The following is a 14,249-nucleotide window of genomic DNA, read 5'->3' on the forward strand; positions in this document are numbered from 1 at the left end:
CTCCCAGAGGGAGAGGGTTCTGAGTCTTCTCCCCCTCGCCCCTTGGGAGAGGGGCTGGGGGTGAGGGTCATCCCTCAGAGAGAGGGGCTGGTGGCAAAGTGTCTTAAATCTTATTTGAAACGACCATACCCCCAGAACTTCAGCCGAGCTTAATGGCAGTGCCGGTGGCGGTGATGAGCAGCAGCACGCCGGTTTGATCGATGTTGATGGTGTCGGTGTTGATGGCGATGCCGATGACGCCATCTGCCCCCAGGCGTTTGGCTCGCCGCTCCAGCTCTTCTATGGCTTCTTTTTGGCCTTGCTCGAAGACGCGCTCGTAGGCTCCCGTGCGCCCGCCAATAATATCGCGGATGCCGGCAAAGAAATCTCGCAAGGCATTGCTGCCGTAGACCACCTCGGCGGTGACGATGCCCAGGTAGCGCTCGATCTCCACACCTTGCAGCACATCTGTGGTTGTCAGCAACATCAGCCTGCCCCCTTGGTCAACGCCTACCAGGATAGTCGGGATCGTCAACCTTCAGATCCCTCCCGATGGCCTTTGCCACGTGGTGGGGTATTGTTAACGGGATCCCCGGCCAAACCGGCGGCTGATACAATAGCTGCCCAAGAGTCAAAGACTTCTGCTTTGCCGACAGGATTCTCCCCCAAACCCGATGGCAGGCCCAATCCGAGTGGTGGGTAGTTTGAACATGGATTTGGTGGTGCAGGTGCCCCGCCATCCCGGCCCTGGCGAAACGGTGCTGGGATCCGACTACGCCACCTACCCTGGCGGCAAGGGGGCCAATCAGGCGGTGGCAGCGGCACGAGCAGGAGCCCAAGTGGAGATGTGGGGGGCGGTGGGATCCGATGGGTTTGGCCGCCTGCTGAGAGAGAACCTGGAGCAAAACGGCGTCGATACCCGTCACCTGAGGCAGTTGGAAGGGCCCAGCGGCGTGGCTCTCATCACCGTGGATGCAAGCGGGCAAAACCGGATCGTGGTCAGCCCTGGCGCCAATGGTCGCTATTTGCCAGCGCATTTGCCTCCCTTTACCCCGGTGGCTCTGCTTCTGCTGCAACTGGAAATTCCTCTGCCCACCGTGCAGGCTGCAGCAGAACAAGCCTTTGCCCAGGGGATCCCCATTTTGCTCAATCCTGCGCCCATCGCACCCTTGCCGGGATCCCTGTTGCGCCAGGTTCGCTACCTGGTGCTCAACGAAATCGAAGCCGCCGACCTTGCCCAGTCTCCTGTGGAAACGCCGGAACAAGCTCAAAAGGTGGCTCAAGAATTGCAGAAGCAGGGGATCCCAACCGTCATCCTCACCTTGGGAGGGGCAGGGTTCGTTTGGGCCGATGGGGAAGAAAGGGGCCATTGGCCGGCCCATCCCGTAGAGGTGGTGGATACCACTGCTGCCGGAGATGGTTTTTGTGGGGCGTTGGCCGCTTGTCTGGCTGCCGGGGGATCCCTGAGGGAAGCCTTGCGCTTTGCCAATGCCGCCGCTGCTTTGGCCGTAACCCGCGCGGGAGCCCAACCCAGCTTGCCCCGGCGCCCTGAAATCGAGGCGTTTTTGGCCTCTGCCCCAGAAACAGCCTAGACCAGCGCTAGCACCCGACCACAGCCGGTAACAGGATCCCTTGGGTACTGCTCAAGAGAACCTTGTCTTCCCGCGTAGGTGTGGGTTAGGAGATGAACAGACAGAAAACATCCGGTAGCTCTGACAAAGACCTGTGAGTACCCTCCTTGCTGAAGATGACGTTCTTTACCGTCAGCATGTACACAGCCTACTGACGCAACATTTGCCTGAATTTGGCCCGGTGTACACAGCCTCGAACGGCAGAGAGGCGCTGGATCTCTACCGTCAGCACCACCCCAGCTTTGTGTTGATGGATATTCGCATGCCCGAGATGACCGGGATCGAGGTGGCCCGCCAGGTGTGGTCAGAGTGCCCCAGCACACGCATCATTTTTTGGTCGCATTTTGCCGATGAAGTCTATGTGCGGGAGCTGCACAAGATTGTGCCCCCGCAAACCGTCTATGGTTACCTTTTGAAAAATTGCACCGATGAAAAATTGGTCAGCGCCATCCAAGCGGTGGTGCAGGACGAGCAATGCGTGATCGATCGGGAAGTGCGCGGGGTCGATTCCCGTTCACAAAACAAAATTACGGGTCTCAGCGATGCGGAGTATGAGGTGTTGGTGGACATTGCCCTCGGCCTCACCGACCAGGCCATTGCCGCACGGCGCTTTTTGTCCCGCCGAGGGGTCACCAACCGCCTGCGCAACCTCTACGACAAGTTAGAAGTGAGCAACGACCAAATCGAGAGCGACGAGTGGGGAACCACCTTCAGCCTGCGGGCCCGCGCCATCCGCCTTGCTTTTAAACGGGGGTTGATCAACGCCCAACTGCTGGATGAGGAGGAAGTGCATTTGGATCACTGGCTCAGCCGCTATCGATTGGATCCGTTGGACTAGTACCCAACCGGATAAAAGGGCGGGGCTTTTTCGGTCGGGCTAGCGGCGCGGAGCGCGGCCTGGTGGCCTGGATGGGGTTCAACTGGGCCAGGGGAGGCGAAAGGCACCTCGATCATCCGCTCCGGCACCAGCGGCACCATGTCGGAGCGGTCGGCAACTTCCCGCAGAGCATTGGCGATGGATTCTTGAGCCAGCAGAAACTGCCGTTCGTTGCGCTGCATCTGCTGCCACACCTGGTAACGCTGGCTCCATTGGCTTTGGGTATGCACAGTCCAACTGTAGAGGCCCAGCACCGCCAACCCCGAGACAATGGCCATGCCTGTGGAGATCTGTTGCCACCTGACCAGATGTTTTTTCCAGACGGGATCCCGACTGTGGGGATGAGCCGATTTTAAGGGCTGGGGGCGACTGACTTTGCTGGCGTGGGCAACCGTCCTTGGGTGGCGGCGGGCAGGCAAGGTCGCGGTTTTGCTCTGCAGTGGAAAAGGGCGGCGGCCACGGCCTGTGTTCAAAGGCTGGCTGATCATAGAGTTCAAACCTCACACACACCAAGTGCCAACGTCACAACGCTAGCAATGGGTCGCTGCCGTTCGCGCCAGCGGGACGGAGTCCTTTTCCGACCCACTCTATCCGATCTGCAGCAGCTTTCCACGATGAGACGCAGGGTGCTAAATCAAACCTCCAGGCGAGGTGGAGGGCAATCACGGCGCCGCTCGGCGGGCAGCCACTCGCAGTTTGGCAGAACGGGCACGCGGATTGCGTTGCTGTTCCAGCTCGGAAGGGCACACGGGTTTGGGAGTGAGCACCTGCCAGCGGGGATCTGTGCGAAAGGCCCATTTCACCAGGCGATCTTCCAGGCTGTGGAAGCTGATCACGGCCAACCTGCCGCCGGGTTTTAACCAAGTGGGAGCCTGAGCCAGCAAGGTTTCCAAAGCCTCGAGTTCTCGGTTTACGGCAATGCGCAACGCCTGAAAGATCCGGGTGGCCGGGTGGATACGGCCTCGCCGCGCTGCCGGGGGTACCGCCTGGCAAACCACCTGGGCCAGTTGGGTGGTGGTGAAAAGGGGGCGCGACTGTTCGATGCGGTGGGCGATGCGGCGGGCAAATCGCTCTTCGCCATAGCGGGTGAAAATGTCGATCAAGTCTTCCACCGGGCGATGATTGACCCAATCGGCAGCGGTTTCCAGATCAGCACCGGGATCCATGCGCATATCCAGCGGCCCCTCCCGGCGAAAGCTAAATCCTCGCTCAGGAGAGTCCAGTTGTGGCGAACTCACCCCCAGGTCGGCCACGATGCCATCGAAGGGGATCCCCTGCCCTTGCTCATCCCGAAAGCCGTGCTGCTGCAGATCGAAATCGGCAAAGTTGAGGTGCCAGAGTCGGAGGCAACTGTCGGGGATCCCTGCTGCGGCCAAACGCGCCTGGGCCGCCCGCAGAGCTGCCGGATCCCGATCCAGCCCCACCACTCGCTCTGCTCCTCTTTGTAGCAGCACCAAGCTGTGTCCACCCCCTCCCACCGTCACGTCCAAAAAGGTGCCGCCCTGCCGTTCGCGGGACGAACTCCTTGGTTGCAGATAGGCCACCACCTCTTCAGTCAGAACGGACTCATGGTGGTAGAGAGGGATCTCCCCAAGCAGAGTTTTCGGCAAGTCCATAAGCGCAGCGGAGGGGTGGCTTCGATGCTAGCCGGGTCTTTTCCCCAGCCAAATGGATCCGTCTGTTCAGTAGGTCGGCTGAGTTTCGCCTCTATTGGTTTGTAGAGTAGAGACTGTGCTTTTATCAAGCTTTCATGATCTCAAATTATAGTCATTTCAAATAGCAACGAAACGTTTCTCTACATTGCTACGCGCCGCTCTAACTCCCCTCTCCCAGAGGGAGAGGGGCCGGGGGTGAGGGCAACATCGCTATTGGGTAACTGACCTTGTGCTAAATGGACTACAAATTGATCCCTCGTTGATCCCTCACCCTGCCCTCTCCCAGAGGGAGAGGGTTCTGAGTCTTCTCCCCCTCGCCCCTTGGGAGAGAGGGCCGGGAGAGGAGTTGGATTGGCGGCGAAGTGTCTTAATCCGGTTGGAAATGACCATACATCCAAAACCAAGAAAAGCCTGGAGTTTTAGACCCAACTTTTTGATAAAGACAACTTGATAAAAACAACAACTGCTTGGTGATTAGAAACAGTATTGCTGTAACTGAGCCAGTTCTGCCTCGCTGAGATCCTGCCACTGGCCGGGAGCAAGCCCCGTCAGAGAGAGCGGCCCCAGTCCAACGCGAACCAGCCGCAAAGTTGGGATCCCAACAGCGGCAGTCATGCGGCGCACCTGTCGATTGCGACCCTCCCGCAGCGTCAGTTCCAGCCAGGTGGTGGGGATGGAGCGGCGAAAGCGAATGGGGGGATCCCGTGGCGGCAGGTTGGGTTCCTCGGCCAAGACTTTAACCTGGGCCGGGCGCGTTTTTCGCCCTTGGATGATCAGCCCCTGTTGCAACTGTTGTAGGGCCTGGGGGGTGGGGATCCCTTCCACCTGAACCCAGTAGGTGCGCTCGTGGCCGAACTTGGGATCGATCAAGCGGGCATTGAGGATGCCATCATCGGTCAGCAGGAGCAGCCCTTCGCTGTCGCGATCCAATCGACCCACCGGATAGACCCTGGGCACCGGGATAAAAGACTTGAGCGTAGGCCGCCCCTCTTGGTCGGTAAATTGGGTGAGCACACCGTAGGGCTTGTAGAACTTGAGATAACGCATGAGGCACACAACTCATGAATTCCATCTTTCCGGATCTTTCAGCTAGGCAGAGCAGCTTCAACGGTAAGATCGAGCCTTAAGGAGCAATGTTCCTCCACCGGCAGCAGCGTTTGACGGAGCTCACCCATGACCATAGACAACAATTTACTTTGGGTTTTAGTCGGAACGGCGGGGCTCTCTCTCCTCAGTCTGGTGTACGTGCTGGTGGACGAGGGCAACAAACGCCGGCGCTACGAACAGCAAAAAGAAAAAGAAGCTGCCCAGCCACCTGCGGTTGCTCCCGAAGAAGAAGCCGCGATCCCGACTGCGCCCTCCCCTTCTGCCCCAGAGCCTGTTGCCGCCCAGCTTCCTCTTAAGGAGCAAGAAACCGCTCCCAGCCTTGAGGACTCTGCCCTCGCCCAAGAGCCGGATACGGCGCCCAGCCCGGCAGAGGAAACGCCGCAAAACACCCCCTAGGGCAAAAGTTGTATCAGATCCTGGCAAAGCCGTCTCATACAACCAGCTCTACCCCCACCAGCTAAAACAATGGACAAAGTTGACTTGCCTGAGGAGATCCTTCGCGCTTGGCTGCGGGAAGATCTGGGTCACGGCGATCTCACCACAGAGCTGACCCTGCCCCCAGGACTGAAGGGCGAGGCGGTGATTTTGGCCAAGGAGCCGGGGATCCTGGCGGGCCTGGAGATTGCCCAAAAAGTCTTCCGGCTGGCAGATCCCCAGGTAGAGTTCACCCCTTGGGTGGAAGAGGGGGCCGCAGTAGCTGCTGGCCAAGAGGTAGCTCATCTCAAGGGATCCCTGCGGGGGATTCTGGCGGGGGAGAGGCTGGCGCTCAACCTTCTCCAAAGGCTGTCCGGCATTGCCACGCTCACCCGCTCCTATGTAGAAGCTCTCCGAGGAACCTCAACCCAGCTTCTGGACACCCGTAAGACCACCCCTGGCCTACGCGCCCTGGAGAAGTATGCAGTACGAGTAGGGGGCGGCAAAAACCACCGCTTTGGCCTCTTCGACGGCATCTTGATCAAAGAGAACCACATCATTGCTACGCAACTCTGTTGCGACCGCAGCGCGGGGGGGGTTTTGACAGCCGTCAAACGGGCCAAGGAAGGCGCTCCCCACCACCTCAAGGTGGAGGTCGAGGTGCGGGATCTCCAAGAACTGGAAGAGGCGTTGGCGGCAGGCGCCGATCTCATCCTCCTGGATAACTTCACCCTGGAAGCAACTCGGGCCGCCGTCCAACGGGTGGGCGGCAAGGTTCCTCTGGAGGCCAGCGGCAACATGAACCTGGAACGGGCCCGGCAAGTTGCCGAGGCAGGCGTGAACTACGTCAGCGTCGGGGCGCTTACCCACTCCGCCAAGGCCTTGGATCTCTCTTTGCTGGTGGTGCCGCCCTGAGACACGCTCTCGCGGGGCACTGCTTTTGATGCTAGCTTGAGAAGACAACCTGGGCTCGGCTCCGTCCCGCTGTTACGAAAGGCTTCTCTTGCCGGCTCAGATGCTTCTCCAAAGCGGAGTTGACCACCTGCGGGAGCTATGCTCTGCCCAAAAAGTGCTCCGCTCCAGCTCACAGAGGAACAAAACCGTTAGGAAGTAATGGAAGGAGAAACCCTGTTGCGAGGCAACGCTGCTGCGACCGTCCGGGAAATTGCTCAGCTCAAACAGGAGAGACAGGCGGTTATTCTTGCTCATTCCTATCAGCTCCCCGAAGTGCAGGAGGTGGCGGACTTTGTGGGAGACTCCTTGGGACTGGCTCGCGAGGCGCAGAAGACCAACGCCCAGGTCATCGTCTTTGCCGGCGTCCACTTTATGGCTGAGACGGCGGCCATCCTCAACCCGGAAAAAACGGTGCTGCTGCCGGATCTGGAGGCGGGCTGCTCCTTGGCCGATAGCATCTGCCCCGAAGATGTGCTGCGCTGGAAAGAGGCCAACCCAGAAGGCCTGGTGGTTGCTTATGTCAACACTGCCGCCGCGATCAAGGCCCTGGCCGATGTCTGCGTAACCAGCGCCAACGCGGTTCAAGTGGTGGCCAGCCTGCCCCCGGATCGCCCCATCTTTTTTGTGCCAGATATGTTCCTGGGGGCCCACGTGGCGCAGGTGACAGGCAGGGAGTTGGATTTGTTTCCCGGCGAGTGCCACGTGCATGTCGGCATTCGGGAAGAGCACCTCAAGGCGATGGTGGAAGAGCATCCTGGGGCAGAGTTCCTCATTCACCCCGAATGCAGTTGTGGCTCCAGTTGTCTGTTTCTCAAACCCGATGCCAAGCTCCTTTCCACCGAGGGCATGGTGCGCCATGCCAAGAGTTCGCCCTGCCGGGAGTTCGTGGTCGCCACCGAGGTGGGCATTCTCCACCGCCTGAAGAAGGAAGCCCCCGACAAGACGTTCATCCCTGTGAAGGCGGATGCCGTCTGCGAGTACATGAAGAAGATCACCCTGGAGAAGATCCGCCGCTCCCTGCTGGAGATGCGCCCCGTGATCCGGGTGCCGGAGGCGGTGGCTGCGAAGGCCCGCCAGTCCATCCTGGCCATGCTGGCGATCCCTGCCGGGGCCTAGAGGTGAGGCGCAAGGACTACGTGCCGCCCTTGCAAGAGGGTCTGTCGGGAACTGCAGCGCTATCGCGATGGGAAACGGATCTGCTGATCCTGGGAGCCGGGGTGGCGGGAGTGTACGCAGCCCTGTGGGCGGAAGCTGAGGGAGCAAGAACCCTGGTGGTGAGCAAGGATCCCTTGCCCTCTGGCTCTACGCCTTGGGCGCAGGGGGGGGTGGCTTTTCCTCTGGACGCGACGGATGTGGCGGCCCATCTCCAGGACACCCTGCAGGCAGGCCGCGGCCTGGTGGAAGCAAAGGTGGCCCGCTCCATCTTGCAGGAAGCGCCCTTTCACCTGGAGAAACTTTTGTCTTGGGGACTGCCTTTCCATCCCGAGCCGGTGCGAGAAGGAGGCCACTCGCGGGCACGGGTGCGTCACCTGGGGGGGGATCGCAGCGGGCTGTGGCTGCTCAGAGGCCTGTTGGCCCGTCTCAGCAGGCCGCCTTTGCAGGGCTACACGGCTCTCAGCCTTTTGCTGGCGGGAGACAGAGTGGCGGGAGCCCTGCTTCTCGGCCCTGAAGGGCCGGTACAGGTGAAGGCCGGGGCGGTTCTCCTGGCTACGGGAGGATTTGGCAGCCTCTTTCCCATCTCCACGGCTCCACCGGGGGCCAGCGGCGATGGAATGGTGCTGGCCTGGCGCGCCGGAGCCATCTTGAGGGATCTGGAGTTTGTGCAATTTCACCCTACGGCCTTGCCCAATGGGGCACTGGTGAGCGAGGCCGCCAGAGGGGTAGGAGCGGTTCTGCTCAACGCCTGGGGGGAGCGTTTCATGCCTCGCTATGCGGAGCTGGGCGAGCTGGCGCCGCGGGATGTGGTGGCCCAGGCTGTTTTCTGGGAGCGGCAGCGGACGGGGGCGGTCTACCTCGACCTGCGCAGCATTGAGCATTTGGGGGAACGCTTTCCCAGCATCGTCGCCTCTGCCCGCGCCTTGGGGCTGGATCCCACAACAGATCTTCTCCCAGTCGCTCCTGCGGCTCACTACGTGATGGGTGGGGTACGCACCGACGCTGGCGGCTTCACCAGCTTGCCGGGCCTCTATGCAGCGGGGGAGGTGGCTTCCACGGGCTTGCATGGGGCCAATCGCCTAGCTTCCAACAGCCTTTTGGAAGGGCTGGTCATGGGCAAGCGGGCCGCTCTGGCCGCCTTGCAAGATTTACACGGCCCCCCTCGGCAGCCCCAGGCACTACCTGTGCTCACTGCGCCACCCTCTCTTCTCCCCAAGCTCAAGCCGCAAGTGGGAGAAGCCCTGGGCGTGGTGCGGGAGGGCGAGCGGCTGCGAGCTTTTCTGGCTTTTGCAGAAGCCCTGCCCCTAGAGGAGAAGCCCTGGGCCAGCCGGGAAGAGGCGGAGGCCGGCAGTCTACTTTTGCTCGCTCGCCTGGTGGCACAGGGGGCGCTGCTGCGAGAGGAAAGCCGAGGGGCCCATTTTCGGGAAGATTTTCCCCAGGAAGGGGAACCTTTCCACACGGAAGTGAGTGGCTCAACCCTTTGTCGAGTACCTGCAGGTTGAGTGGTTTGTCTTTGCCAGGAGCGAGCTATCCGCATCCTAGCCGCAGAATTGAACCCTTTGCTGAATGAAGGCTGAATGAAGATGAAATGGGTTTGAGAGTTATAGTTATTTAATTCAATTCAAATAGCAATGAAAGGTTTTTTGTCGCGCCGTTGTTGCTACGCAACGCTGCCGCGAACGCGCCGGCGACGCGGAGCGCTATCCCTAGCCCCTCTCTCCCTCTGTCTTTTTCCGCGAGCGAGTTGAGCTTGTTTTCTTGGCACTGGCAGATGCTGTGGATTTTTTGGACGATTTCTGCTTACTGGGAGGCGGCGCTGTAGGAGTTAGAAAAAAAACTTCTTTTAGGGCATCTAATTTTTTGCCTCGCGTAATTCTGCATCCTAGCTTGGTTATGGGAGTTAAGTTCTGCCACCAGCTCCTATCTGCCTCTGCAATTCGCGCGGCTGCAATGGTTAGATCAACTCCCTTGAGGGGGGTGCCGGGCTGCTCAGCCAGGTATCTCAGCGCAGCCAAGATAGTTTCCCTAGAAGCCTCCGTCAGATTGACCTTCGGAACCCTTTCTCTGGCGAGAACTTGGGCCTGCTCCACCTGCTCCGGAGCTGGGTCAACAATAATACACCAGAGCCTCTCCAGCCCTGCTTCTTGAGCAACTGCATAGACAAAATGGTTGCCAATGGCCTTGTACTGGTAGTCGCCAGCCTCAACCACTAGCAGCGGCACCCAGTTGCGCCCTCCTGTTGCCCTTAACCGAGCGGCTGCTGCAGTAACCAGGAAAGAGGGAGCAGAAAACCCCTCGGCAGGCATGATGCTCTCAAGGGGTAAGTTAACCAGCTTGCCGAGATCGGAGAACTCACTCATCGATAAAGTACTCGCCGGCGAGACTTTGGTAGTATTCTAAAACTTTCTTGTACTTAAAGACAGCAGGGATTCGAGCAAAAGTGGCAGAAGATATCACTGTATAGTCGGGTATTTTAAAAATGCTTTTGTCTTCATTGCCCTTCTTAAAACGCGGCCAGAAATACGAAACTAAGCATACATTTTCTTCTTGGTTGATAAACTTTCGTATTTCTTCGTTCGCTAGTTGAATAGTGTGTTGACTTCCCGAAGAGACACCATTAAAAAAGATAGGCAAGGCGATGGGGCCTCCGTCATGTCGTGATTTAGCGGTCTCTGGAACGAACTTAGTGATTACCCTAACAGCATTATTTAAAGAAGACAGATCGTCAGGTCGGGTAGGTATCAAAACAACATCGGCAGCAAAAAGTCCACTTTGGCTGAAGTAAAGCCACTGAGTTGGGCAGTCGATTAGGATGTAGTCATACTCACGACGAAGGGGGGCAAGCAGATCCCGAAGGCGCTTGGTTCCTTTCTGGATATAGGCTGCATTTTCGCTGTCGGTCAGTTTCTCCAGCTCAGAGTCTCTTGGGATGAGGTTGAAGACGGAAACTATTCCCTTAGGTGTCTTGAGCCTATATGTCTGAACAATCGTGTGGACGTCTATCCTGGGATCCTTTAAACACTGCGTTAGTGTAACTTTTCCAGGAGTAGCTCCCAAGCTTCTTGTCAAATCTCCTTGGGAATCAAAGTCAACAGCTAAGACTTTTTTCCCTTTATATGCTAATGCTCCTGCAAGGTTAATAACCGTTGTTGTTTTGCCCACACCGCCTTTATTGTTGTACACACATATGGTCAAAGCGCGCTCGTAGTTTTCTATCTTGTTTCGTAAATCATGCACGATGTTCTCAATGTTATCCAGGTTGATAGCAAGGTTTGCTGTAACAGGGTGAACAACCTTCCCGTGTCTCCTCCAGAGCTGGATGTAATTTGCATTGGTAATTATTCCCCACCTTGCTGATTTGCAATGCTCTCCAAGCAAGTACCTTTTTATTTGATCTACTGCATCTCTACAGGCAGCGGATCCCTCACTAAGATTGACTGTCCTGGACTTAACTTCCAAGAGAAGGTATGGGTTTTTCCTAGAGTTGAAGAAGATGTCTGTATGTTGTGTGTTTTTTCTAGCCGCAAAGTCTACTTCTCCGCACCCTGTTTCAAACTCAGGCCTAATCTCCAGGTCTCCAAAGCCTAGCTCATGGAGCAAGGGGATAGCGAAATGTTGGACAATGACTTGCTCCTTGCCCTCGGTGGGGGATATCCTCTCAAGCTTCTCTCGGAGGGGGATAGCACTGGTCATAGACTGAAGGGATCCCAATGTGCCCCTCAGCCTAGCAGTTGCTTGGCTCGCTCTGCCAGCGCCTGGGCCGTTAGGCCGTTGTAGTCCATGAGTTCGGCAGGGGTGGCGGTGGTTTCGCCGCGTTTCCAGGCAAAAATATCGCGCGGGCCGGTGTAGCGCAACAACAGGGGCTCCAACATCAGGCTGGATCCGCCAGTCACGCCGATAAGGGCTGCGCCGGCAAACCAAGCGGCAAACTCCTGGTCAGACATGAACTCCCCATCGGGTTGGGCACAGGTGGACCAGGCTATATCGCTGGGGCGGTAGAGACGGCGAGGGTTGACTACCGAAACAATTTTGCTGCCGATCCCCTGGGCCTGGAGCTGGTCAGCCGCCGCAAAGACTGGCAGAAGGATCATATCTCCCACCACGGCAAAGACCACAGTGCGGGATCCAGGCAGTTCCTGCAGCACAGTGCAGCCCTGCTCCACGGCTTGGCGCGCTTGTTCCAGGGTGGTGCGGATGGGCAGGGGGGTTTTGCTGGCAAAGATCGGGATCCCTTTGTTGAAGGTCGATAAGGCCCACTCGTAGGCGGCTTGGGCACAGTTGGCGTCGGGGGGAAAGAGGGGGAAGATGTTGCCGTTGCGCATCATAGCCGCCAGGTAGGCCTCGATTTCCGGGCGTTGGTGGGTCCAGCCGTTGCGTCCCTGTTCCAATGCTCCAGCTGTGAAGAGGGCAATAGCGGCAGGGGTGGGGCGGCGCAGCTCGGCCATCGCCTGGGTTACCGTCTGCCAGATGGGCAGGCCGTTGACGGCAAAGGATTCATAGGAGCACCAGAGGGAGCGCCCGCCAAAGAGCGCCAGGCCCCCTGTCAAGCCGGCGCAGGCATCTTCACTGAGGGGTTCGTAGACCTGCCCTTGGGGCTGTTGGTTGTAGAGGGGATCCGCCGTGGGGTGGATCACTTTGAGACCTTGGTTGACGTTGGCGATGCCGGAAGCCTCGTTACCATCGGCATTGGCCACCAGAAAGTCGGGATCTTTCTGCCCCACCTGCACCACCAGGGTGCCGATGGCCGTGGTGGAGACTTGCTTATCGCCGAGGGGGAACTCAGTTAAGTTGAGGGATCCCAGCGGCGGCAGAGGGCGGACAGACTCAGTGACCACCACCTTGGCTGCCGGCCCCCCAGCAGCCCGTTCACAGTTTTGGCGCACCAGGGCCCAAGCGGCTGGGTGCAGGGCCCGCGCTTGCAGAGCGGCCACGATGTCGGGGTTATCCAAGGTGTGGTGGGCGTAGAGGTTGTGGGATTTGGATCCCTTGGCGTGCACGCCCGCCCCTTTCAGTTGCTTGAGGATGAAAACCGTCAGGTGGCCGCTTAGAGCTGACTGAATGGCCCGCTCCATCTCGGTCAGTACCCTCTGGGCAAAGGCCAAGCGGGCTTTCAGAGAAAATTGGGTGCTATCGACGTAAGGGCCAGGCTGCTGGGCATCGTCGAAGTCTTTGGCATCCACCAGCACCACTTCCTCAAAGCCGTTGCCCCGCCAGTACTCAACCATCTGGGCGTTGGCGAGGGTGGAGATCATGCTGTGGTGCTCTTGGCTGTAGCCGTTCCAGACCAGCACCGGTAGGAAGTTGGTGCGCTGCGGGAAGGCGGTGTGAAAGTGGATCATGGAGCTCATCACGTAGGGCTCCCCCAGGCCCCCATCGCCGATGGTGACCGGGAAGAGGCGATCCGGGTAGAGCAGGGCGCCGGCCATGGCAAAGTGCTGCCCTTGCCCCAGTGGCCCTGCCGGCGCCAGCAAGCCGGGGATGTAGCCAGAAAGGTGGCCCAACAGCCCTTCCCGTTCCCGGAAGCGGGCCCGCAAGTCAGAGACCGTGTGGATGCCCATCTCGGCCAGGGATCCATCCAAGAACATGGCGGCGTAGAAGCCGGGGGCGTGGTGGCCCACTTCGGTGGGGATGTTCTTTTGGCCCAGGTACACCAAAGCGGCATAGGCTTCCGCCTGGCTGGCAAAGCCGCCTGGGTGGCCCGAGGCTTTGCTGGCGGTCATCTGCAGGGTGAGGTAGCGCAGCGCATCGGCATAGAGCAAGGTCTGGTAGGCGGCCATGCGACTGCCGGGATCCCGCAGCTTGCCTGTGGCAGCATCCACTGCAGGTTCCTGGCCCAGGCGATCGAATTCCGGCCAGGGATCCCCAAAGTATTGGATCCCTTCGCAAAAGGCGGGAACTTGGGCAGTTGCCTCCTGAGCCAGCGTCATGGTCAAGCCTCACTCTTTGTCGGGTTACTCCTCACTTTAAACCTGATAAGGCCTTTTGGATGTTGTAAACTACCCGCACTCATGCTGACGTATAGAGTACGGGCTTTTGGTAGCCCTGCAGTTGACAAGCCAACCACGGGCCTCTGGGCTGGTTTACAGCAGCCCCCAAAAGCGCAATCACAAAGGACTCCGTCCCGCTGACGCCAGTGGAGATGCAGTGGTTCACCCACGCTTGAAAGCGCCTCTCCCTGCCAGACAGGCGTTGCAGCAGCTCCCGGCACCTGCGCCGTGAACTGCGTGTGCCCTGACTGGCTTTGTGTTGAAGAGCAGCCCTCAACCGGGAGTGGTGGTCTCTTACAGGACGTTATGGTATTGAGTTCAATGAACTACCCCACCGCGTAGGCGGGTGGGGTTTCCTCACCCGCTTGGCAGCAGAGCTTTTGTCTCTTCTTCTGCCCCAGTTGCTTCATCGATCCCGTGTACCGGGTCTCTGAAGTAGAGCTGAAGCATCCAAGACTCACGAGGCTGGTTCCCAGCCCCGGTTGCTGTT

The 14,249-nt window shown here is 58.8% G+C and carries 13 protein-coding genes and 1 pseudogene; 6 read left to right on the top strand and 8 right to left on the bottom strand.

Annotation, left to right across the window (positions count from 1 at the left end; genetic code table 11):
* Nucleotides 1–139: 139 nt before the first annotated feature.
* Nucleotides 140–466, bottom strand: coding sequence for a YbjQ family protein (locus tag NW851_RS05790; RefSeq protein WP_414336018.1), 327 nt, complete (start codon nucleotides 464–466; stop codon nucleotides 140–142).
* A 187-nt stretch (nucleotides 467–653) separates the two neighbouring features.
* On the opposite strand from NW851_RS05790, the gene rbsK reads away from it, so the two are divergent.
* Together rbsK and NW851_RS05800 are read left to right on the top strand one after the other, a co-directional pair.
* On the top strand, nucleotides 654–1,571 hold the full coding sequence (rbsK, locus tag NW851_RS05795; protein ID WP_414336016.1) for a ribokinase: 918 nt from the start codon (nucleotides 654–656) through the stop codon (nucleotides 1,569–1,571).
* 133 nt (nucleotides 1,572–1,704) lie between these two features.
* Nucleotides 1,705–2,448 (top strand): response regulator, encoded by a 744-nt coding sequence (locus NW851_RS05800; protein WP_414336014.1) that lies wholly within the window; start codon nucleotides 1,705–1,707, stop codon nucleotides 2,446–2,448.
* On the opposite strand, the gene NW851_RS05805 is transcribed toward NW851_RS05800, so the two are convergent.
* The 3 genes from NW851_RS05805 to NW851_RS05815 all read right to left on the bottom strand — a co-directional run bounded on the left by NW851_RS05805 (nucleotide 2,445) and on the right by NW851_RS05815 (nucleotide 5,189).
* Nucleotides 2,445–2,975 carry a hypothetical protein gene (locus NW851_RS05805; RefSeq protein ID WP_414336012.1) on the bottom strand — a complete coding sequence of 177 codons (531 nt, stop codon included), beginning with the start codon at nucleotides 2,973–2,975 and terminating at the stop codon, nucleotides 2,445–2,447. The two genes, NW851_RS05800 and NW851_RS05805, sit on opposite strands and share 4 nt — an antisense overlap.
* Before the next feature lie 174 nt (nucleotides 2,976–3,149).
* Nucleotides 3,150–4,103 (bottom strand): 16S rRNA (cytosine(1402)-N(4))-methyltransferase RsmH, encoded by a 954-nt coding sequence (rsmH, locus tag NW851_RS05810; protein ID WP_414336010.1) that lies wholly within the window; start codon nucleotides 4,101–4,103, stop codon nucleotides 3,150–3,152.
* Between the two features lie 513 nt (nucleotides 4,104–4,616).
* Nucleotides 4,617–5,189 carry a pseudouridine synthase gene (locus NW851_RS05815; RefSeq protein ID WP_414335608.1) on the bottom strand — a complete coding sequence of 191 codons (573 nt, stop codon included), beginning with the start codon at nucleotides 5,187–5,189 and terminating at the stop codon, nucleotides 4,617–4,619.
* A gap of 126 nt (nucleotides 5,190–5,315) precedes the next feature.
* Here NW851_RS05815 and NW851_RS05820 point away from each other — a divergent pair, with 126 nt between their 5' ends.
* From NW851_RS05820 to NW851_RS05835, 4 genes are all read left to right on the top strand, one after another.
* Nucleotides 5,316–5,645 (top strand): hypothetical protein, encoded by a 330-nt coding sequence (locus NW851_RS05820; RefSeq protein ID WP_414335607.1) that lies wholly within the window; start codon nucleotides 5,316–5,318, stop codon nucleotides 5,643–5,645.
* Between the two features lie 69 nt (nucleotides 5,646–5,714).
* Nucleotides 5,715–6,578: a carboxylating nicotinate-nucleotide diphosphorylase gene (gene nadC, locus NW851_RS05825; protein ID WP_414335605.1), complete on the top strand. Its 864-nt coding sequence runs from the start codon at nucleotides 5,715–5,717 to the stop codon at nucleotides 6,576–6,578.
* A 198-nt stretch (nucleotides 6,579–6,776) separates the two neighbouring features.
* Nucleotides 6,777–7,733: a quinolinate synthase NadA gene (nadA, locus tag NW851_RS05830; RefSeq protein ID WP_414335604.1), complete on the top strand. Its 957-nt coding sequence runs from the start codon at nucleotides 6,777–6,779 to the stop codon at nucleotides 7,731–7,733.
* A gap of 2 nt (nucleotides 7,734–7,735) precedes the next feature.
* Nucleotides 7,736–9,274 (top strand): L-aspartate oxidase, encoded by a 1,539-nt coding sequence (locus NW851_RS05835; protein ID WP_414335602.1) that lies wholly within the window; start codon nucleotides 7,736–7,738, stop codon nucleotides 9,272–9,274.
* 204 nt (nucleotides 9,275–9,478) lie between these two features.
* Here NW851_RS05835 and NW851_RS05840 read toward each other — a convergent pair whose 3' ends face one another.
* The 4 genes and pseudogenes from NW851_RS05840 to NW851_RS05855 form a co-directional block, all read right to left on the bottom strand.
* Complete coding sequence (locus NW851_RS05840; protein ID WP_414337275.1) at nucleotides 9,479–10,132, bottom strand: Rho termination factor; 654 nt, start codon at nucleotides 10,130–10,132, stop codon at nucleotides 9,479–9,481.
* Nucleotides 10,125–11,465, bottom strand: coding sequence for an AAA family ATPase (locus NW851_RS05845; protein WP_414337276.1), 1,341 nt, complete (start codon nucleotides 11,463–11,465; stop codon nucleotides 10,125–10,127). Before NW851_RS05845 ends, NW851_RS05840 begins: the two co-directional genes overlap by 8 nt.
* A 26-nt stretch (nucleotides 11,466–11,491) precedes the next feature.
* Nucleotides 11,492–13,699: a phosphoketolase gene (locus NW851_RS05850; RefSeq protein ID WP_414337277.1), complete on the bottom strand. Its 2,208-nt coding sequence runs from the start codon at nucleotides 13,697–13,699 to the stop codon at nucleotides 11,492–11,494.
* Nucleotides 13,700–13,778: 79 nt separating this feature from the next.
* Nucleotides 13,779–14,057, bottom strand: a pseudogene (locus NW851_RS05855) (hypothetical protein); the annotation flags it as partial.
* Between the last annotated feature and the right edge of the window lie 192 nt (nucleotides 14,058–14,249).

Source organism: Synechococcus sp. H55.7 (assembly GCF_047462395.1).
Classification (GTDB): domain Bacteria; phylum Cyanobacteriota; class Cyanobacteriia; order Thermostichales; family Thermostichaceae; genus Thermostichus.